Source organism: Streptomyces sp. NBC_00080, assembly GCF_045041255.1.
GTDB lineage: Bacteria > Actinomycetota > Actinomycetes > Streptomycetales > Streptomycetaceae > Streptomyces > Streptomyces coriariae.
This window is the reverse complement of the sequence record NZ_CP108235.1, coordinates 1,582,600-1,602,495: the sequence shown is the minus strand read 5'-3', so window position 1 is coordinate 1,602,495 and position 19,896 is coordinate 1,582,600. Positions and strand designations below refer to the sequence as shown.

General features: G+C 73.1%; 12 protein-coding genes and 1 tRNA gene. 8 read left to right on the top strand and 5 right to left on the bottom strand.

Annotated elements, in window-relative coordinates; all coding sequences use genetic code 11:
- Positions 1-36: 36 nt before the first annotated feature.
- Both OHU34_RS07090 and OHU34_RS07085 read right to left on the bottom strand, forming a co-directional pair.
- The gene (locus OHU34_RS07090) at positions 37-7,041 is read right to left on the bottom strand and encodes an SDR family oxidoreductase (RefSeq protein ID WP_405765404.1); all 7,005 of its coding nucleotides are present in this window, start codon (positions 7,039-7,041) and stop codon (positions 37-39) included.
- A 578-nt stretch (positions 7,042-7,619) separates the two neighbouring features.
- The gene (locus OHU34_RS07085) at positions 7,620-8,378 is read right to left on the bottom strand and encodes an SDR family NAD(P)-dependent oxidoreductase (protein WP_142267186.1); all 759 of its coding nucleotides are present in this window, start codon (positions 8,376-8,378) and stop codon (positions 7,620-7,622) included.
- Positions 8,379-9,344: 966 nt separating this feature from the next.
- Here OHU34_RS07085 and OHU34_RS07080 point away from each other — a divergent pair.
- Complete coding sequence (locus OHU34_RS07080) at positions 9,345-10,547, top strand: serine hydrolase (protein WP_142267188.1); 1,203 nt, start codon at positions 9,345-9,347, stop codon at positions 10,545-10,547.
- 39 nt (positions 10,548-10,586) lie between these two features.
- Here the strand turns inward: OHU34_RS07080 and OHU34_RS07075 are convergent, their stop codons facing one another.
- Positions 10,587-11,165 carry a TetR/AcrR family transcriptional regulator gene (locus OHU34_RS07075; RefSeq protein WP_020127431.1) on the bottom strand — a complete coding sequence of 193 codons (579 nt, stop codon included), beginning with the start codon at positions 11,163-11,165 and terminating at the stop codon, positions 10,587-10,589.
- Between the two features lie 123 nt (positions 11,166-11,288).
- Here OHU34_RS07075 and OHU34_RS07070 point away from each other — a divergent pair, with 123 nt between their 5' ends.
- Positions 11,289-12,719 (top strand): MFS transporter, encoded by a 1,431-nt coding sequence (locus tag OHU34_RS07070; protein WP_142267189.1) that lies wholly within the window; start codon positions 11,289-11,291, stop codon positions 12,717-12,719.
- Positions 12,720-12,763: 44 nt separating this feature from the next.
- A tRNA-Pro gene (locus tag OHU34_RS07065) sits at positions 12,764-12,837 on the top strand.
- Between the two features lie 93 nt (positions 12,838-12,930).
- On the opposite strand, the gene OHU34_RS07060 is transcribed toward OHU34_RS07065, so the two are convergent.
- Positions 12,931-13,212: an SHOCT domain-containing protein gene (locus OHU34_RS07060; RefSeq protein WP_142267190.1), complete on the bottom strand. Its 282-nt coding sequence runs from the start codon at positions 13,210-13,212 to the stop codon at positions 12,931-12,933.
- A 239-nt stretch (positions 13,213-13,451) separates the two neighbouring features.
- On the opposite strand from OHU34_RS07060, the gene OHU34_RS07055 reads away from it, so the two are divergent.
- The 5 genes from OHU34_RS07055 to OHU34_RS07035 all read left to right on the top strand — a co-directional run bounded on the left by OHU34_RS07055 (position 13,452) and on the right by OHU34_RS07035 (position 18,143).
- The gene (locus tag OHU34_RS07055; protein WP_142267191.1) at positions 13,452-13,883 is read left to right on the top strand and encodes a hypothetical protein; all 432 of its coding nucleotides are present in this window, start codon (positions 13,452-13,454) and stop codon (positions 13,881-13,883) included.
- A gap of 314 nt (positions 13,884-14,197) precedes the next feature.
- Positions 14,198-15,037: an SDR family oxidoreductase gene (locus OHU34_RS07050; protein ID WP_142267192.1), complete on the top strand. Its 840-nt coding sequence runs from the start codon at positions 14,198-14,200 to the stop codon at positions 15,035-15,037.
- Between the two features lie 111 nt (positions 15,038-15,148).
- The gene (locus OHU34_RS07045) at positions 15,149-16,537 is read left to right on the top strand and encodes a cytochrome ubiquinol oxidase subunit I (protein WP_235034648.1); all 1,389 of its coding nucleotides are present in this window, start codon (positions 15,149-15,151) and stop codon (positions 16,535-16,537) included.
- Complete coding sequence (locus OHU34_RS07040) at positions 16,534-17,583, top strand: cytochrome d ubiquinol oxidase subunit II (RefSeq protein ID WP_142267194.1); 1,050 nt, start codon at positions 16,534-16,536, stop codon at positions 17,581-17,583. The genes OHU34_RS07045 and OHU34_RS07040 overlap by 4 nt, the downstream gene beginning before the upstream one ends.
- Complete coding sequence (locus OHU34_RS07035) at positions 17,580-18,143, top strand: gluconokinase (protein WP_142267195.1); 564 nt, start codon at positions 17,580-17,582, stop codon at positions 18,141-18,143. Before OHU34_RS07040 ends, OHU34_RS07035 begins: the two co-directional genes overlap by 4 nt.
- A 4-nt stretch (positions 18,144-18,147) precedes the next feature.
- On the opposite strand, the gene OHU34_RS07030 is transcribed toward OHU34_RS07035, so the two are convergent.
- Positions 18,148-19,896, bottom strand: coding sequence for a cation:proton antiporter (locus OHU34_RS07030; protein WP_405765397.1), 1,749 nt, complete (start codon positions 19,894-19,896; stop codon positions 18,148-18,150).

The window sequence follows — 19,896 nt, the reverse complement described above, 5'->3', positions numbered from 1 at the left end:
TGGCGACGGGCCGGTGAGGCGCGGTCACGGCCGCCGTCACCAGCCCGAGGCGGTGTGGACGACGGCCGTGGCGGACTCCTCGCCCCAGGCCAGCTCCCGCAGCAGCGCCGCGGTCCCCTCCTCGGGATCGATCAGCCGGATGCCGCGCCGGGCGTACTCCCGGGCCAGCTCCACCCCCACCATGCCGGCGTGCCCGGCCGCGGGCGCCCACGGCCCCCAGTGCACGGTCACCGCGCGGTGCCCGGTACGGGCGGCGAAGGCCGCGCCGAGGGTCTCCAGCGCGTCGTTGGCGGCCGCGTAGTCCACCTGGCCCCGGTTGCCGAGGACGGCCGAGATCGAGCCGAACAGCACGGTGAACGCGGGTGCGACGGGGAGTTCCTCCAGGGCGGTGAGCAGGGCGTCCGCGCCGGTCGCCTTGGTGCCGTAGACGCGCTGGAAGGACTCGGCGCTCTTCTCCGCGACGAGCCGGTCCTCGATCACCCCGGCCGCGTGCACCACGCCGTCCAGCCGGCCGTGCTCGGCGTGGATCTCCTTCACCGCCTGGAGCACCGCCCCGGGCTCGCGGAAGTCGACGGAACGGTAGCGGGCCCGGCCGCCGAGCGCCGTGAGTTCGGCGAGGGTGGCGGTGATCTCCCGCTGGGCCAGCAGGAGTTCGGCGGCACGGTTGATCTCCGTCGGTTTGCTGCCGCCGCGCGCGGCCAGAGCGGCACGCAGCTCGGCCGGGGTGCGGGCGGCAGCGGTGTCCGCGGCTTCGGGGCCGTCCGGCGCGGGGGTCCGGCCGAGCAGCTCCAGACGGCAGCGGGCGGCACGGGCGAGCGCGGCGGCGAACTGCGCGGTGATGCCCCGCGCCCCGCCCGCGAGCAGGACGACCGAGTCCCGGTCCAGTCCGAGCGCCGCCGCCTCGGCGGCTCCGTCCCCGGCCGGTCCTGCGCCCGTGCTGCCGAGCGCGCCGAGCGGCGCCTCCACCAGCTCGAAGCCGTGCCGTCCGGCCGCCGTCCGCAGGACGACCGGGGTACGGTCCGGCGCGACGGCCTCCGCGACCACGGCGTCCGCGACGGCGGACGGCGAGGTGTCGGAGAGGTCGACGACCCGGGCGATCAGCTCCGGGTACTCACGTGCCACCGTCCGGAACAGACCGCGCAGCCCGGCGGTGCGGGGGTCGGGTGTCCCGCCGTCGGCGGTGCGCACGGCCAGCAGCCAGCGCGGGCCGCGTGCCAGGGCCGCCTTCAGGACGGGGAACGCGTCCGGCAGGACGGGGCCGTCGTCGGCGCCGTCGAGGGCGCCGAGGTACAGCACGCCCTCCACCGGCCCGTCCGCCTCGGTCAGGACGTGGTCCCGGGCCCGTACGGCGACGTCGGCGCCGTGGGACACCAGCCGGGCCGCCGCCTGCGGGGCTTCCCCGAGGAGGATCCAACGGGTCCCGGAGAGCGCGCCGGAGGGGACGGCGGAGGGGACGGCCGAGGCGTCGGTGCCGACGTCGAGCAGGACCGGCCGCAGCACATGCCTGCGGGGCGGCTCGCCGTTCACCTCCGGTGGGGCCTGCCCAGGCGTTCCGGGCTCCGTGCCCGGTACCGCCACCGCTCCCGCCGCCGCCGTGTCGGGCTCGGCGGTGGGCGCGGGCGCGGCCGGTCCGCCCAGCCTGGCGGTCAGCCAGTCGGTCACCGCGGCGGCGGTCCGCGCCTTCGCCAGCTCCTCCAGCTCGTCGTCGTCCATCGACGCGAGGTCCGCGCCCGCCCCGGCACCCAGACGTCGGGCCAACTCGCCTGCGATCTCCGCCCGCTTGATGGAGTCGATGCTGAGGTCGGCCTCGAGGTCGAGGTCGGGCTCGATCATGTCGACGGGGTAGCCGGTGCGCTCGCTGATGATCTCCAGGACGACCTGCCGGACATCGACGGGCCCGGTGGCCCGGGGCGGCGCGGAATCCCCGGTCGGTTCCGTCGCCGCGGCCACCGCCGGTTGTGCCGTGGGGAGTTGGGGAACCGCCTGGATCACCTGCGGCACCGCGGCCACGGGCGCCGCCGGCGGCGCGCCCGCGGTGGCCCCGAAGTAGGTGAGCAGCACGTCCCGTTGGGCGGCGATCATCTCCCGGCTGGTGCGCAGGAATTCGGAGACGAGTGCATCCCGGTCGGACGGGCCGCCGTGCGGGGGGTTCGTCGTCACAGTCGCCACGGTCCTCTCGAGGGGTTCCACGACTCGGCGGGCCGGTGCGAGCGCACCGGGAAGGAGGGCGCCGGCGGCGGTACGGACCAGCTGTCCGTCGACCGTCCAGCCGGCCCGCTTCGGCACGGGGGTCCGTACCGCGTCGATCGCGTCCCGGCCGCGCAGCAGCCACCCGGCGCGTACCGGCAGGCCCGCGACGGCGAGCCGGGCCAGCGCGTCGAGCCAGCCGTGCAGACCGCCGCCGGGGCGGGGCTCGCAGGCCACCGTGCGGTGCGGACGGTCGCCGAGGATCTGCCCGACCAGCCGCGTCAGCACCGACCCGGGTCCGGCTTCGACGAAGATCCGCGCGCCCGCCGCGTACATCGCCTCGATCTGCTCGGCGAAGGCGACCGGGGCGCCGATCTGCGCGGCGAGCTCGGTCCGTACCCCGTCGGCGTCGGGGGGATACGGCGCGGCCGTGCGATTGGACCACACCGGGAACTCGGGCGCGTGCACCGGCCGGGCCGCGAGTGCCTCGGCGAAGCGGCCGGCGGCACCGGCGACCAGGGGGCTGTGGAAGGCGCAGGCCACGGGGATCCGCTTGGCCCCGACACCGGCCTCGCGCAGCAGCCGTACGGTGTCGGTGACGGCGTCCGAGGGGCCGGAGATCACCGTCTGCTCGGGCGAGTTGCGGTTGGCGACGACCACGGAGTCCGGCGCCCGCACCGCCTCCAGGGCCCGCGCCACCTTGTCGGCACCGGCCGCGACGGCGGCCATGGTGCCGGGATCGCCACCGGCAGACCCGGCAGACCCGGCAGACCCGGCAGACCCGGCAGACCCGGCAGAACCGGCCGCCCCGGCGGCTTCGAGGATCGCCGTCGCCCGTTCCGCGCTCAGGTCCAGCAGTGTCTCGGGGCTCAGCGCGCCGGCCGCGCAGAGGGCGACCAGCTCGCCGTAACTGTGTCCGGCGGCCATGTCCGGCCGCACCCCGGCCGCGGTGAGCACGGCGTGCGCGGCGAGTCCGGCGACACCGAGCGCCGGCTGTGCCACCCGTGTGTCGGTCAGCGCGGCATGCTGACGGTCGCGTTCCGCGTCGTCGAAGGCGGCCGGCGGATACAGGGTGTCGGCGTGGGCCCGTCCGAGTTCCAGGTAGGGCCGCAGCTCGGGGAAGGTGACGAACAGGTCCGCGAGCATGCCGGTGCGCTGGCTGCCCTGGCCGGGGAAGAGGAAGGCGACCTTGGAGTCCCCGGGGTCGACTTGGGGGTCGTCCGGTCCGGCCCGGTGGATGCCGTGTGCCGGGTCGTGCTCGGCCGGATCGGCCGACACCCGTCGCAACTTGCCGACAAGGTCGTCCACGTCCGTCGCCACGACCGCGACCCGCGCCGGTTCACCGCTCGCGTCCGACCGCCGGGCGGCGCCGAGCGCCAGGTCCCGCAGCCGCCACGGCCGGCCCTCCGCCTCCGCGGCCCTGAGGAGTTCGTCCACCGCCCGGCCGGCCGCGGCGGCGTCCCGGCCACGGAAGACGAACAGTTCGGCGGGCCAGGCGTCCGCGCCCCGTACCGGCGGCACGCCGCCGGCGTAGGCACTGAGCACCACATGGAAGTTGGTGCCACCGAAGCCGAACGCGCTGACCCCGGCGAGGCGTTCCTCGGGCGGCGCCGCCCAGGGCCGCGCCTGTGCGTGGAAGGCGAAGGGGCTGCTCTCCCGGTCCCAGGCCGCGTTGGGGTCCTTCACGTGCAGTGTGGGCGGCCGGACGCCGGTGTGCAGGGCGAGCAGTGTCTTGATCAGCCCGGCGAGTCCGGCGGCGCACTTGGTGTGCCCGATCTGCGACTTCACCGAGCCGATCGCGCAGCCGCCCGGTTGCGCCCCGGCCTCGCCGAACACCTCGCTGAGGATGCGCAGTTCGGTGCGGTCGCCGACCACCGTCCCGGTGCCGTGCGCCTCGAGGAGACCGACCTCGGCCGGGGAGACGCCCGCGTTGCGGTAGGCGCGTTCCAGGGCCGAGCGCTGGCCCTCGGGCCTGGGCGCCGTGAGTCCGAGCGAGCGGCCGTCGCTGGAGGAGCCGAGGCCCTTGATCAGGCCGTAGATCCGGTCGCCGTCGCGTTCGGCGTCCGCGAGCCGCTTCAGGACGACGCAGGCCACGCCCTCGCCGAGGGCGATGCCGTCCGCCGAACCGTCGAAGGCGCGGGAGCGGCCGGTCGGGGACAGGGCGTGCACGGAGGAGAAGAGGACGTAGTCGTTGATGCCGTTGTGCAGGTCGGCGCCGCCGCAGAGAACCACGTCGGAGGTGCCGCCGACGAGTTCCTTGCAGGCGACGTCCACCGCGGCCAGCGAGGAGGCGCAGGCGGCGTCGACGGTGTAGTTGGCGCCGCCGAGGTCGAGCCGGTTGGCGATCCGCCCGGAGATGACGTTGGCGAGCATGCCGGGGAAGGAGTCCTCGGTGAGCTGCGGGAGCTGGTCGTCCAGGCCCGCCGGGACGTTGCCGTAGTAGGAGGGCAGGACCGCCCTCAGGGTGGCCGCGTTCGACAGGTCGCTGCCCGCCTCCGCGCCGAACACCACCGAGGTGCGGGAGCGGTCGAACTCCCGCCCCCCTTCGCCGTATCCGGCGTCCTCCAGGGCGCGGCGGGCCGCCTCCAGGGACAGCAACTGCACCGGCTCGACGCTGCCGAGCGAGGCGGGCGGGATGCCGTACCGCAGGGGGTCGAAGGGGATGCGGGGCAGGAAGCCGCCCCACTTGGAGGGAGTCGACTCGCCGTGGTGGACGGCCGGATCCCAGCGGTCGGCCGGTACCTCGCCGACCGCGTCCACACCCCCGACCACGTTCGCCCAGAAGGTGGGCAGGTCGGGTGCCTGCGGGAACATGCACGCCATGCCGACGACGGCGATGTCGAGCGGGGCCGGGACGGCCGGCTCCCGGAACGTCTCCTCGCGGCCCAACTCGGCTGCCCGCCCGGTGAGATGCTCTGTCGCGCCGGTGGTCACCGACTCGTGCAGCGCGGAGACCGTGGTGGTCGCCGAGCGCAGCACGGCCACCGCCCCGGCCATGAACATCCCCTCGTCGAGCTGGCGTTGCTCGTCGACGGGGGTGAGGGAGCCGTCGGTGTCCCGGGTCACGCCCTTGCTCGCGAGGCGCAGCCGGCCGACGTTGAGGCGCTCCAGGGCCTCCCAGATCTGTCGGTCCCCGGCGCCCTCGGCCCGCAGCCGGGCCTCCTCGTCGCGGTAACCGGCGGCGAACGGGCTGGGCACGCACCGGGTGGCGTGTCCCGGCGCCGACTCCAGGAGCGTGGTGCGCTCGGCGGCCATGACCTGCTGTTGGAAGAGCGGCCGGATCGCGCCGCAGGACACGGCCTCTTCGGTGAACAGGTACGCGGTGCCCATCAGCACGCCGACGGCCGCTCCGCGCGCGGTCAGTGGCGCGGCGAGCGCGGCGACCATCGCCGCCGACCGTTCGTCGTGGACACCGCCCGCGAAGAACACCTCGACGTCCTCCGCCCGGTGGTCCTCCGACCAGTCCTCCAGGACCGCCAGTTGGGCCTCCCAGAGCGCGAAACTCGCACGCGGTCCGACGTGTCCGCCGCACTCCGAGCCCTCGAACACGAACCGGCGGGCCCCGGCCTCCAGGAACTGCCGCAGCAGCCCCGGCGACGGCACGTGCAGGAAGGTCCGGATGCCGTCCCGCTCCAGCGCCTGTGCCTGGGACGGCCGGCCGCCCGCGATGATCGCGTGCGTCGGCCGCAGCTCCCGTACGGCCTCCAGCTGTGCTGCGCGCAGGTCCTCCGGAGCGAAGCCGAGCACGCCCACGCCCCAGGGTCGGCCGGCCACCGCGTCCCGGGTCTCGGCGAGCATGGCCCGCGTCCGCGCGCCGTCCGCCAACGCCAGGGCGAGGAAGGGCAGTGCCCCGTCGGCCGCCACCGCCGCGGCGAACGGGGCCCCGTCGCTCACCCTTGTCATCGGCCCCTGGGCGAGGGGGAGCCGGGTGCCGAGCGCCCGGCTCATCGGTGACCCGGCCCGCAGGGCCCGTCCGGCCGTGTCGTCGCGTACGGCGTCCAGGACCGCGTCCCGCACCGCCCGCAGGGTCCGCCGCACGTCGCCCCAGCGTTCGGCGAACCGCGCGGCGAGGAAGCCGTCCTGGCCCACCGGGAGCAGCTGCTCGCGCGGATCCTGCGCGCCCAGCAGCGCCGCCACCGCCTGTGCTCCCGCGCCCTCCGGGAGCTGCGGGGCGTCGGGGCCGCGCCGCAGCAGGACCCGGTGTCCGGCGAGGACGACGGTCTCCGAGCCGTCCAGGGTGCGCAGCGCCGCGGCGGCGGGTTCGGGCAGCGCGGACTCGGCGAGCAGCGCGAGCTGGCTGTCCAGGACGACGCCTGCCGCACCGCCGGCCACCGCGGCGGCGGCCGTGCGCGGGCCGATGCCGCCGCACGCCCACACCGGGGCGGCGACCTCGGGCGCGGCGAGGAGCTGCTGGAGCAGGACGAAGGTGCTCAGTTCACCGATTCGGCCACCGCTCTCGGCGCCGCGGGCGATCAGGCCGTGCGCCCCGGCGCGTAACGCGTCCCGCGCGCCCGCCAGGTCGGTGACCTCGACCAGCACGCGGTAGCGGGCCGAGAGGGTGTCGATCGGCCAGGACGCCCCGTCGGTCTCCGGTGTCAGGATCACCGTGTGCGGGCCGTCGGGTTCCAGGTCGGCAGGGGTGAGCCGGCAGTGTGCGCCGACCCGGACCCCGAAGGTGCCCGGGGAGGCGCGGCGCAGGCGGGACAGGGCCTCGCGGGTTCTTCGGTCACCGGATCCCAGGTCGAGTACGCCGAGCCCGCCGGCCCGGTCGATCGCCAGGGCGAGCCCGGCATCGGGTTCGCCGAAAGGAGTGATGCCGATGATCATGTCCTCGGAACGCACAGCAGACGTCATGATTCTCCGAATCAAGGGTGAGACTGCACGGTGGGGGGTTCGGGACAGCAATGGCGGCTCACCGGATTCCCGCGGGCAGGGGTCCACCGCGGAACGCCGTTCTAAAGCGCGTGCTCGAAACGCGTTGAAAGGTAGTGCGCTTATTACTCACTGGTCAACGTTCGAACGATCGGGCGGTATCCAGCCGCAATGATTCGGTCAGCCATGGGCCGAGGGCCAGGGTGTAGGAAATCGGATGAATTCCTTTCGGGCCCGGCCTCGTTCACCCTCCACTCACACTGTAGAAACATGAACGAACGCAGGAAATGAGTTCCTCTGGACCGCTTGTCCGAATCGACACGCACATTCCCGGCGTCGGCCGGGTGGCGGGGAAAATTCTGTGTGTCGGTCCTGGAGTGACCGGGAAAGGCTTGTGCGGACGACGGTGCCCGAGCCGACCTGTGAGACGGGCCTTGACGCCGACCGGACCGCCCCGAAGACTGGAACGACTACGGAGTCGAGCCGGTCTTCGGGAGGTCGTCGACCGGCTTGACTGCGTGGTCACCCGTCCCTCGGCCCTCTCCACGAGGCCGGGCGCCTCACACGCTGTAACCACCGTCCACCCCCAGGGCCTGGCCCGTGATGAATCCGGCCCGGTCCGAGGCGAGGAAGGACACCGCCTCCGCGATGTCCGCCGCCTCCCCGAACCGGCGCAGCGGGATGTTCCGCCGGGTGACCGCGAGCGCTTCGTCGTCCAGTTCGCCCGACTCGATCAGCCGGCCGGCGATGCCGTCGGTGAGCATGCCGGGCGCGACGCAGTTGACGCGGACCCCGTAGCGCCCCTCCTCGGCGGCCAGGGCGCGGGCGACCGCCTCGACCGCTCCCTTCGCCCCCGAGGACAGTCCGTCGCGCACCGGGAAGCGCCGGGTGGCGACGGTGGTGACCGCGACGATGCTGCCCCGGCTCCGGCGCAGTACGGGCAGCGCCGGATGGACGAGATTGAAGAACGCCCCCGCGTCAGCGTCGAGTTGGGCACGGTACTCGCCCGGCGTCACCCGGCTCAGATGCCGCATCGGGACGTGCGGACCGGCGGCGTACACCAGCGTGTGGATGCCGTCGTGTGCCTCGGCGGTCGCGGTCACCGCCCGGGCCGTCGCCGTCTCGTCGGTCAGGTCCAGGGGGAGCGGTGCGAGCCCCTTCGTCTCGTCGGCGAGGGCCTGCGCCGCCTCCCGCCGGGCCCGGTAGGTGAACACCACCGCGCTGCCGCGTGCCGCCAGCGTCCGTACGACCGCCGCGCCGATGCCGCCCGTGCCTCCCGCGACGAACGCCACCCCCGGCCGACCGGAGAAGTCCTCCATGCCTCACCGTCCTCCCTGTCTCCGTGCCCGATGCCCCGCCTGCATGACCTCGCTCGTCCCGGCGTGGATGCGGGTGCTGCGCGTGTCCGCGTCCAGCCGGGCGATCGGCTACTCCAGGAGCATGTATCCCTGTTTGCCGAAGAGTTGAAGACATCGGTCGACACCGATGGTGCGCAGCTCGGTGCGGAAGGGCTTCCCTTCGCCGTGTGGGTGCCGAAGAGCCGGCCCGAGGCGAGTTCGGCGACGACACGATCGAGCAGGGTCTGTCCGGTACGACTCGGCAGCCAGGTCGGCGAGTTCGAACGACATCCTCCGGAAGGGCGCGACCGTCCGGCCCAACGCCCGGCGCTCCATGGCGTGACCGATCGCGGCGTCCGGCGCGGCCCGCGTCCTGGTCGTCGGTGAAGAGCGTGCGGCGCACGGGTGGCTCCGCGGCGAGGTCGTCGACGAGGGCGTCCGCCCGGGCCCCGGCCACCACCCCGCCGACCGGGCCGAGCCGGCGGGCCTCCTCGGCGTCGGTCGTCTCCGCGAGCAGCGCCGACCGTTTGGCCTGCCGGCAGCCGACGAGTCTCGCCGGCAGTCGGCAGTCGGCAACCACTGGCCCTCGGCAGGCGACCAGCGGTCAGCGGCGCCCCCTGCCCGGCCGGGGCCGAGAGGCGTGTGCCGGTCCGCCTCGGTCGCCGCCCGGGCGAAGCCGCGCACAGGCCGGGCCATGCGGGCTCGCGCCGCCGCCTTGCCGCCGACCCGGACGGCAGGCCCGGAAGGCGTCGGTGGTTACGACGGCGTCGGTGGTCAGGACGGCGTCGGTGGTCAGGACGGCGGCGGTGGTCCGGCCTGTGCGTCTCGACCGGTCGGGTCGACCGGACAGGGGCGCGGGAGGTGTGCCGAGGGCCGTACGGGTCCGGGGTGACGTCGCACGGAGTGTTGACCCCGTGACCGATGTGACAATCGGCCCATAGTGCCCGTATGACGCGTACCCGTACGGCGCTGCTGTGCGCCGCCGCTCTCCTCGCCTCCACCCTCCAGACGGCGGCCGCGGCCGCCACCGCCGTCCCCGATCACCAGGACCGGGCCTGCGCCGCCACCCCGAAACCGCGGGGCCAGGCGCGCGAGGTACTCGCCCTCGTCCGCGCCGCCCGCAAGGAACTCGGTCTCAAGGCCGCCCTGGTCAAGGTCACGGTCGACGGGCGTGAGCTCGTCACCGGCGCGGACGGCGAGTCCCTCACGGATGTGCCCGCCACGCCCGCGATGCACTTCCGGACCGGCTCGGTCGGCATCGCCTTCATGGGCACGGTGCTGCTCCAGCTCGTCCAGGAGCACAAGGCACGCCTCGACGACCCGGTCTCCCGCTGGCTGCCCGACCTGCCGCACGGCGACAAGATCACCCTGCGGATGCTCGGCGACTCGACCTCGGGCCTGCACGACTACGTCACCGACCCGGTGTTCCTGAAGAAGCTCTACGCCGACCCCTGGCAGCACTGGACCCCCGAGGAGGTTGTCGGGATCTCCCTCAGCCATCCCCTGTGGTACCGGCCGGGCACCAACTGGAGCTACTCGCACGCCAACTTCGTCCTCCTCGGCCGCGCCCTGGAGAAGATCTCCAAGACCCCGCTCGACCGTCTCCTGCGGCAGCGCATCATGAAGCCCCTCAAGCTGCGCAACACCCGCAGCAACGACAACGCGCTCATCCCGCCGCCCGTGCTGCACGCCTACGACGACGAACGCGGCACCTACGAGGAGTCCACCTACTTCAACCCCTCCTGGACCACCGCCCCGGGCGCCATCCTGACCCAGGACATCTGTGACCTGGCCCGCTCCGGGCAGGGCATCGGCTCGGGCGAACTTCTCTCGAAGCGCTCCTTCGACACCCAGCTGGACCCGGGTACGGTCGGCCTCGGACACCCCACCGCGAACTGCCCCGCCACGGTCTGCCTGCCCATGACCGAGGACTTCCACTTCGGCATCGGCGTCGTCGTCAAGAACGGCTGGGTGGTGCAGAACCCGTCCTTCTTCGGCTACGCGGCGGTGATGGCGTACGAGCCGCACCAGCGGCTGTCCATCGCGGTGTCCACGACGGTGGGCCCGGACGCCCCCGAGGGCAACACCGCCCAGACGATCACCGAGCGGATCGCGGACCTGCTCGCCCCGCAGTACCCGCTGTCCGGCTGACCCTCCCGTCGGGCCCGGCGCGCACGCCGTCCAGCCCGGTCAGCGCCCGGCGCGCACCCCGTCCATGGCGATGGCCAGGACGCGGTCGCGCTGGGCGTCGTCCACGAAGGCCGTCGCGGTGATCCCGGCGACCATCCGCAGCAGATCGCCGAAGTCCATGTCCGCGCGGGCCGCCCCGGCCCGCTGGGCCCGCTCGAACAGCGGGCCGCCCGCCGCGTACATCGAGTCACGGCAGGCCTGGAAGATCTCCGACTCGTCCTCCAGTGCCTCGCGCACCGCCCGCTTGGTGACCATGTAACCGGCGAACCGCTCGAGCCAGGCGGTGAGCGCCTCCCACGGCTCCAGGCCGGCGAACTCGACGGCAGACCGGCACAGCGCGTTGACCTCGTCCGCGTACACGCTCTCGAACAGTGCCCGGCGGGTCGGGAAGTTCCGGTACAGCGTGCCGATGCCGACGCCGGCGCGCCGGGCGATGTCCTCCAGGGACGCCTCGGAGCCGTGCTCGGCGAACGCCTCGCGCGCGGCGGCCAGCAGCGCGTCGTAGTTGCGGGCCGCGTCCCTGCGGACGGGGCGCTGGGCCGCGACGATCTCGCTGACGGGGAACTGCTGATCCGGCACTGCTGCCTCCTGGGCGGGACTCGGTTGAAACGGAGGGATGCCTCCGCTACAGTGGAGGGGTGCCTCCACTTTAACAGTCCGAGGCCTCTTCTCCTCTTTCCGGGTCCTTCCGAGAGGCTTGTCATGCCCCGCAAGTCCACCCGCCTCACCTTCGCGGTCCTCGCGACCGGTGCCGGCGTGTTCTCCATGCTCCAGTCGCTGATAGCGCCGGCCCTGCCGACCGTGCAGCACGCGCTGCACACCTCGCAGTCCACCGCGACCTGGGTGATGACCGCGTATCTGCTGTCCGCGTCCGTCTTCACGCCGATCCTCGGCCGGGTCGGCGACCTGATCGGCAAGAAGCGCACCCTCGTCGGGGTTCTGCTCGCCGTCCTGGCCGGCTGTCTGCTCGCCGCGCTCGCGCCGAACATCGGCGTCCTGATCCTCGCCCGGGTCGTCCAGGGCGTCGGCGGCGCCCTGTTCCCGCTCTCCTTCGGCATCATCAGGGACGAGTTCGCCCCCTCCCGGGTGCCGGGCAGCATCAGCAACCTGTCCGCCGTGATCGCCGCCGGTGGTGGCGTCGGCATGGTCGCGGCCGGACCGATCGTCTCCGCGCTCGACTACCGCTGGCTGTTCTGGATCCCCGTCGGCATCGTCGCGGCCGCCACCCTGATCGCCCTGCGCTATGTGCCCGAGTCGCCCGACCGGGCGGAGGGCAAGGTCAGCTGGCTCGGCGCCGTGCTGCTGTCCGGCTGGCTGGTCGCCCTGCTGCTGCCGCTCAGTCAGGCGGGCAGCTGGGGCTGGGGTTCGGCCCGGGTGATCGGTCTGTTCGCCGTGGCCGTGGCGCTGTTCGCGCTGTGGCTGTTCACCGAGGCCCGCTCCCGCAGCCCGCTGATCGACCTGCGCATCATGCGACTGCCGGCCGTGTGGACCACCAACCTCGCCGCCCTGCTGTTCGGCGCGGGCATGTACGCGATCTGGTCCTTCCTGCCCGGCTTCGTCCAGACCCCGAGCACGGCCGGCTACGGCTTCGGCGCGAGCGTCACCGCCTCCGGGCTGCTCATGCTGCCGATGCTGCTCGCGATGTTCGTCTCCGGTGTGCTCAGCGGCCGTCTCGAGCCCCGCGTGGGCGCCAAGGCGCTGCTCACGACCGGCGCCGCACTCGGTGCCCTCGCCCTGGGCTTCCTCGCCCTCTGGCACGACGAGCGGTGGCAGGTCGCCTTCGTGGCAGGCGTGTTCGGCCTCGGTATCGGCCTGGCCTTCGCCTCGATGGCCAACCTCATCGTCGGCAGTGTGCCCGCCGGGCAGACCGGCGCCGCCACCGGCATGAACGCCAACATCCGCACCATCGGGGGGTCGATCGGGGCCGCCGTCACCAGCGTCCTGGTCACCGGCCGCCTCCAGCCGTCGGGCCTGCCCTACGACTCCGGCTACACCCATGGATTCACCCTGCTCGCGGTGCTCTGCCTGGGCGCCGCCCTCGCCGCCCTGCTGGTCCCGGTCCGCCGCGCGAGCCGTCTGCCGGAGCCGGTCGCCCACCAGGCGCCGACCCCCGCACCCACCCCCGTACGGTAGGCTCTGCCTGTGCGTTCCCGCAGCTCACCGCCGCGGCAACGCCTCGGGACGTGGCGCAGCTTGGTAGCGCACTTGACTGGGGGTCAAGGGGTCGCAGGTTCAAATCCTGTCGTCCCGACTCTACGAATGCGTAGGGCATCGTAGGTCGTGGGTCAGAGGCTGTACCGGAGCGGTTCCGGTACAGCCTTTCGCCTCGGGACCAGCCTCAGGATCAGGATTCGAGGATCCTGCGCTTCTGCTCCTCGAACTCGGCGTCGGTGAGGACACCCTGGGCCTTGAGCTCCCCGAGCTGCTTCAGCTGGTCGATCTTGCTGCTCATGTCGGCAGGCTGGGCGGGCGGGGGAGCGGCGGCCGGCGCCGGCTGCGGCGCGGCCTGCTGATCCTCCTGCTGGGCCCAGCGCCCTTGCTGGCGGCGTGACACGCGGTTGGACACGGCGGTCGCGGTACCGGCCACGACGGCTGTGCGGGCGACCCCGCGGAGGAGACCTGGCACGGCGGTTTCCTTTCTCGCCGGAGACCTGCGGAAGAGACGACTTCTCCGGCCGGCACGCGACGGTCGGCGCGCCGGATACCCCCATTGGACCACCGCCGGATTTCCCTCGCACCTCGGCCCCTGCGCTGAACTGCGTGAATACCGGTGTTCTGCCGGTTTGTGCTTCTCGTGGCAAGCTGATATCCGGGCGACCGAACGGCCACCTGTCAGTGGCGAGATGTAAGTGGGAGGAGCCAGAAATGGCCGCGACCGGAATGCATCACGGACACGGAACGGCAAGCAGCGGCGGAGCGTGGGTGTCCGGCTGGACCGGCTTCGCCGGAGTCATGATGATCTTCGGCGGGGTGATGGCGATATTCCAGGGAATTGCCGCCATAGCCCAGGACGACGTCTTTGTCGTCACCCGTGATTACGCCTACAACTTCAATCTGACGAGTTGGGGCTGGATCCATCTCGTCCTCGGCGTTCTGGTCGCGCTCGCGGGCGCCGCCCTGTTCCGCGGCGCGGCGTGGGCACGCGTCATCGGCGTCGGCCTGGCGGGCCTGTCGATGATCGCCAATTTCATGTGGCTGCCGTACCAACCCGTCTGGGCCATCGTGCTGATCGCCGTGGACGCCTTCGTCATCTGGGCGCTGTGCGTCGGAACGGGCCGGGACGCCCGCACCGAGTAGCCGGTCCTGGCGGCCTCCGAGCAGCCCGTCGACCAGCCGGTCCGACCAGCCCGTACGACCAGCCTGTCGATCGTCCCGTCCGGCCGGCCCGTCCGAGCGTCCGCGCCGCCCGCGCCGCCCGCGCCGCCCGCGCCGCCCGCGCCGCCCGCGCGGCCCGGTCGGCGGGCAACGGGCCGTTCGGCGTGGGCGGGCACCCGCGTGGCTGACGGGAGACGTCCCGCCGTGCCCCACCGGTCCCCACGTGTTTTCGTTGTCGGGCGGATTCCTTTGAACGTCCGTCGAATGTCCGCGCCGGCACGCACAGGGAGACACGAGTGGAAACCAGCGGCAACAACGGTCGCCAGCCCCTTGCCCCGCTGCTTCTCAAAGGGCAGAAAGCGCTGGTGACGGGCGCGAATTCCGGCATCGGAAAGGCCACGGCGATCGGCCTGGGGCGAGTGGGCGCCGATGTGGTCGTGAACTACGTGGCGGGGCGGGAAGCCGCGGAAGAAGTGGTTCGCGAGATCGAGGGTTTCGGCGTCCGCGCCTATGCGCACGAGGCCGATGTGTCGCAGGAGGACCAGGTCGTCGACATGGTCGCCCGAATGGTCGAGGAGTTCGGCACCATCGACGTCATGGTCGCCAATGCGGGCCTCCAGCGGGACGCGGCCCTCACCGACATGACCATCGACCAGTGGCGCAAGGTACTGGACGTGAATCTGACCGGCCAGTTCCTGTGCGCACGTGAAGCGGCCAAGGAATTCATGCGGCGCGGTGTCGTTCCGGAGGTGTCCCGGTCCGCCGGGAAAATCGTTTGCATGAGTTCGGTCCACCAGATCATCCCCTGGGCGGGCCATGTGAACTACGCGTCGTCCAAGGGCGGGGTGCAGATGCTCATGGCGACCCTCGCGCAGGAGCTCGCGCCGCACCGGATCCGGGTGAACGCCGTCGCTCCGGGAGCCATCCGCACGCCGATCAACCGCAGTGCCTGGGAGACCCCCGAGGCCGAGGCCGAACTGCTCCGGCTCATCCCCTACCACCGCGTCGGCGACCCGGACGACATCGCGAACGCGGTGGCCGCTCTGGCCTCCGACCTCCTCGACTACGTGGTGGGGACCACCATCTACGTCGACGGCGGGATGACGCTGTTCCCCGGATTCGCCACGGGTGGCTGAGACCCGCCGCGTGTCCGCCATCCCGGACGAGCCACCGAGGACCATGTGAACAGCGCGATCGACCAACTGCTGGCGGACGGCCCCGCACAACTGCTGCCGGCCCGGGAGCTGATGGCCTTCACCCTGGGCTCCCACATCCTGCTCGTGCCCTTCGGCGTGGCCCTGCCCGCCATCACCCTCCTGATGCACTACCGCGGGCTGCGCAAGGGCGACGCCGTCGCCCTGCTGCTCGCGCGGCGCTGGTCGGCGGTCATGGCCGTCCAGTTCGCCATCGGGATCGTCACCGGCACGGTGCTCTCCTTCGAACTCGGCCTGCTGTGGCCGGGGATGATGGGCCGGTGGGGTGATGTCTTCGGCCTCGGCTTCGGGGTCGAGGCCTGGGCGTTCTTCCTCGAGGCCATCCTCATCGCCCTCTACCTGTACGGCTGGCGCCGGCTCAAGCCGTGGACGCACTTCTGGCTCGGCCTTCCCCTGCCGCTGGCCGCCCTGATGGGGGCGTTCGGCATCGTGGCCGCGAACTCCTGGATGAACACCCCGCGCGGCTTCTCGCTCGACGCGTCCGGCAAGCCCGTGGACGTCGACGTACGAAGGGCGATCTTCACCCCGATGTTCGGCCCGGAGTACTGGCACTTCGTGGTCGGAGTGGTGCTGACGGCCGGCTACGTCGTCGCCGGGGTGTACGCGGTCGGCTGGCTGCGGGGTCGCCGGGACCGCTACCACCGGCTCGGCTTCACCGTGCCGTTCACCGTCGCCGCGATCCTGACCCCCGTGCAGTTCGTGCTCGGGGACTCGATCGCCCGGTCCGTCTTCCACAAGCAGCCGGTGAAGTTCGCGGCCACCGAGATCGTCTGGAAGACCGACACCCACGTGCCGGAGTACATGTTCGGGCGGCTGCATGCCGACGGGACGATCTCCGGCGGGATCAGGATCCCCCAACTGGATTCGATCCTGGCCGGTTTCAGCCCGGACACCAAGGTGACGGGACTTTCCTCGGTCCCGGCGAGCGACCGCCCGACGGCCGCTCAGGCCACGATCGCGCACTGGGCGTTCGACATCATGGTGACCGTCGGCAGCCTGCTCGTCCTGCTCGCCCTCTGGTACGGCTGGTGCCGGCTCCGCCGCCGTGACCTGCCCGGGTCGCCGTGGTTCTTCCGGTGCGCTGCACTGGCCGGCGGCGCCTGTCTGCTCACCGTGGAGTGCGGCTGGATCACCACCGAGGTGGGTCGGCAGCCCTGGATCGTCTACCAGAACATGCGGGTCGCGGAGGCGGTGACGGACACCCGGGCCCCGACCCTGTGGACGATGCTCGGCCTCGTCGTGGTGCTCTACGTCCTCGTGTTCGGCGCCTTCCTGACCGTCCTGCTGAGGATGAGCAGACGATGGCGGCTGGCCGACGAGGGCGCCGCCACGGCAGCCGCCCCCGGGGACGTGGAGGGCGACACCCCCTACGGGCCCCGGCCGTTGTCCACGACCGGCGGAAAGGACGGAGGCGGCACATGACCGAGGACGCCGTCGCCTGGGTGCTGCTGGCCGTGGTGACCGCCTACGCGTGTGCCGGCGGCACGGACTACGGCGCCGGATTCTGGGACCTGCTCGCGGGGGGCACCCGGCGGGGCAAGCGCCCCCGGTGGCTCATCGACCACGCCATGGAGCCGGTGTGGGAGACCAACAACGTCTGGCTCATCTTCGTCCTGGTCATCATGTGGACGGGCTTCCCGGTCCTGTTCCAGACGGTCTTCACGGCCATGTGGCTGCCGCTGGCACTGGCGGCCGTCGGACTCGTCCTGCGCGGCGCCGGGTTCGCCCTGCGCAAGCCCACGCAACGGATCGCCGGGCGCAGGGTCTACGGCGCGGTCTTCGCCGTCTCCTCGCTGCTGACGCCCTTCTTCCTCGGCGCGGCGGTCGGCGGGCTGGCCACGGGCCGGGTGGCTCCCGGCACCGAGGCGTCGGCCGACGCGTGGTCCAACGGGACCTCCGTGATCGCCGGCCTGCTGACCGTCGCCGCGACCGCCTTCCTCGGGGCGGTCTTCCTGACCGCCGACGCCCGCCGCTTCGACGCCGCCGACCTGGTCGGCTACTTCCGTCTGCGGGCCTGGTGCAGCCTCGCCGTCCTCGCCGTACTGGCGTGCGTCGGCCTCGTCGTCACCCGTGATGACGCGCGCTACGTCCACGACGGGCTGACCAGCGGCATCGGTCTCGCCCTCGTCCTGGTCGCCGTCGTCAGCGCGCTGGCCACCGCCGTGCTGCTGTACCGCACCGCCACGGGATGGGCGAGGATCACGGCCGTCGGCAGCGTGGCCCTCGTCGTCGTGGCGTGGGGGCTGGCCCAGCGGCCCTATCTCATCCCCACCTCGCTGACCGTGTCCGAGGCGGCCGGCGCGACGACGACACTGCGCTGGCTGCTGCTGGTCACGGCCGTCGCCGTGGTGCTCGTCGGACCGCCCCTCGTCCTGCTCTACCGGCTGGACACCGCCGGGACCCTCCAGCCCCTCACCGAGGCGGACCTGCGGCGGACGGCGGTCGGACGGGAGCCCGAGAGCCCGTGAACGGCGGCGGGGAGTCGGTGCGCGGGGCCGGGCAGGCACCGCCGATCGTGCTGGTCCTCGGGGTGTCCGGTTCCGGCAAGACCACCGTCGGCAAGGCGGTCGCCGAGGGGCTCGGAGTGACGTTCGTCGAGGGCGACGGCTTCCACAGCGCCGCCAACATCGCCAAGATGACCGCCGGCCACGCCCTGGACGACGCCGATCGCGGCCCCTGGCTGCGGGCCCTCGCCGACCGCCTCCGGCGCTCCGCCGAGGCCGGGGAGGGGCTGGTCGTCGCCTGCTCGGCCCTCAAGCGGGCGTACCGCGACGAACTCCGGGCGGCCGCGGGCGCCCGGCTCTGGTGTCTCTACCTCGCCCTGGACCGGGACACCGCACGGGACCGGGTGTCCCGGCGCACCGGTCACTTCATGCCCGCCCGGCTGGTCGACTCGCAGTTCGCGACGCTGGAGCCACTGGAACCGGACGAGCCGGGCCTGACCCTGGACGCCACAGCAGCTCTGCCGGCCGCCCTCGCCCGGGTGCGGGCCGCCGTCGCCTCCTTCGGGCGGTCCACGGGCGGCTGACGGGTCACGCGCTCAGGAGTACGGCGAGGTCCCCCGGCCGCGGCGCCGGGCCGCCGGCCCGGGTGACGGGGAGAAGCCGGCCGTCACCGCGCACCAGGAACAGCATCCGGTGTCCGGCCGGCAGGATGCCGTCGCAGCGATGCGTCACGACCCGGGCGCCCCGGGCGTGACGACGTGCCAGTTCGGGCCCGGTCAGGTCCGGATCGAAGAGCACCTCGCCGCCCGCGTAGGGAGTGATGACGCCCTGGCTTTCCGCGGGCGGCCGCAGCCGGTGGACCGTGCCCTCGACGCTGCCCGCGAGATGCGTGGCCGCCAGCGCGTTGAAGTCGTCCTCGACGGTGAGGAGCAGGACCCCGGTGAGGCCTTCGAGCTCGGCGCCCTCGCCCGTGGCCGCGGCGAACAGTTCTCCCGGGGCGAGTTCGATCCCGGCGGCCCTGATGCTGTCCCGCTCCGTCTCGCGCCCCGCCCACATCACCACCTCCAGCCCCGCCGACCGCAGGGCCCGCCCCAGATCCACCACCCATGGATCGCCGCCCACGAGCAGTGGTCGGGAACGCGTCGAGCGCACCACGCCCAGCCGCCCGGCCACCGCCGCCGCGCTCAGCCCGTACAGCGTGACGGTGGCGACGATCACCACGAACGTGGCCGACAGGATCTTCGCCGCGCCCCCGACGCCCTGGTCCACGAGCGTGGCCGAGAACGTCGAGGCGGTGGCGGCCGCCACGATCCCGCGCGGCGCCATCCACCCGAGGAAGCCCCGTTCCCCGGCCGTCAGATCGGTTCCCCAGGCCGACACGGCCGCCGCCAGGGGGCGGGCCACGAGCACCAGGACGGCCACGAGCCCCAGCGTCGGCAGCACCACATGCCGCAGGGACTGGGGGCTGACGGTGGCCGAGATGGAGATGAACAGCAGACCGATGACCAGAGCCACGAGGGTCTCGAAGAACGGCCGCCGCGCCGTGACGCTCCCGCCGGACAGATTCGCCACCGCCAGCCCCATCAGGACGGCGGCGATGAGTCCGGTGTCGTCCCGGACGATGTCGCAGGCGGCCGCCACGCCGACCACCGCGGCGAGCTGCACCGTGGTGGCGAGCACCTCACCGAGCCGGAGCCTGCGCAGCGCCACGGTCAGTACGGCCGCTCCGACGATGCCCCCCGCCACCCCCACCGCCGTGCTGACGGCGAAGGCGCCGATCCGGCTGCCGAAGCCGCCGGGCCCGCCGGCCGTGACGGCGTGGAAGACCAGCGCGCCCAGGATGCCGCCCACGGGATCGATCAGCGACCCCTCCCAGACGAGGATCCGCCGCAGGCGCTCCGTGGGGCGGACGAAGGCGAGCAGTGGCCCGACGACCGTCGGCCCGGACACCACCAGGATCGCTCCGAGCATCACGGCCGCGCCCTGCGACATCCCGAGCAACGGCATGGCCACCAGCACCGCCGAGACGCCGCTGACCAGCGCGCCGAACCAGATCAGCCGCACCACGACCCGGCGGGTGTGGTCTCTCAAGCCCCTCAGGTCCAGGCCGAGGCCGGCGTCGTAGAGGATCACCGCGACGGCCAGCGAGACCAGCGGGGAGAAGGTGCTGCCCAGCAGCCGCTCGGGGTCGACGTCGTCGGTCAGGGCGCCCGCGGTGAATCCGACGGGCAGCAGAACGATCAGCGCGGGGATGCGCAGACGGTTCGCCAGCACCTGGGAGCCGACGGCCAGCACGATGATCAGGCCGAGGCCCAGGAATACCTGGTCTTCCGTCAC

Coding starts and splice junctions, on each gene's coding strand:
- OHU34_RS07090 (WP_405765404.1), bottom strand. CDS start 7,041: ATGACGTCTGCTGTGCGTTCCGAGGACATGATCATCGGCATCACTCCT.
- OHU34_RS07085 (WP_142267186.1), bottom strand. CDS start 8,378: ATGGAGGACTTCTCCGGTCGGCCGGGGGTGGCGTTCGTCGCGGGAGGC.
- OHU34_RS07080 (WP_142267188.1), top strand. CDS start 9,345: ATGACGCGTACCCGTACGGCGCTGCTGTGCGCCGCCGCTCTCCTCGCC.
- OHU34_RS07070 (WP_142267189.1), top strand. CDS start 11,289: ATGCCCCGCAAGTCCACCCGCCTCACCTTCGCGGTCCTCGCGACCGGT.
- OHU34_RS07055 (WP_142267191.1), top strand. CDS start 13,452: ATGGCCGCGACCGGAATGCATCACGGACACGGAACGGCAAGCAGCGGC.
- OHU34_RS07045 (WP_235034648.1), top strand. CDS start 15,149: ATGGCCTTCACCCTGGGCTCCCACATCCTGCTCGTGCCCTTCGGCGTG.
- OHU34_RS07040 (WP_142267194.1), top strand. CDS start 16,534: ATGACCGAGGACGCCGTCGCCTGGGTGCTGCTGGCCGTGGTGACCGCC.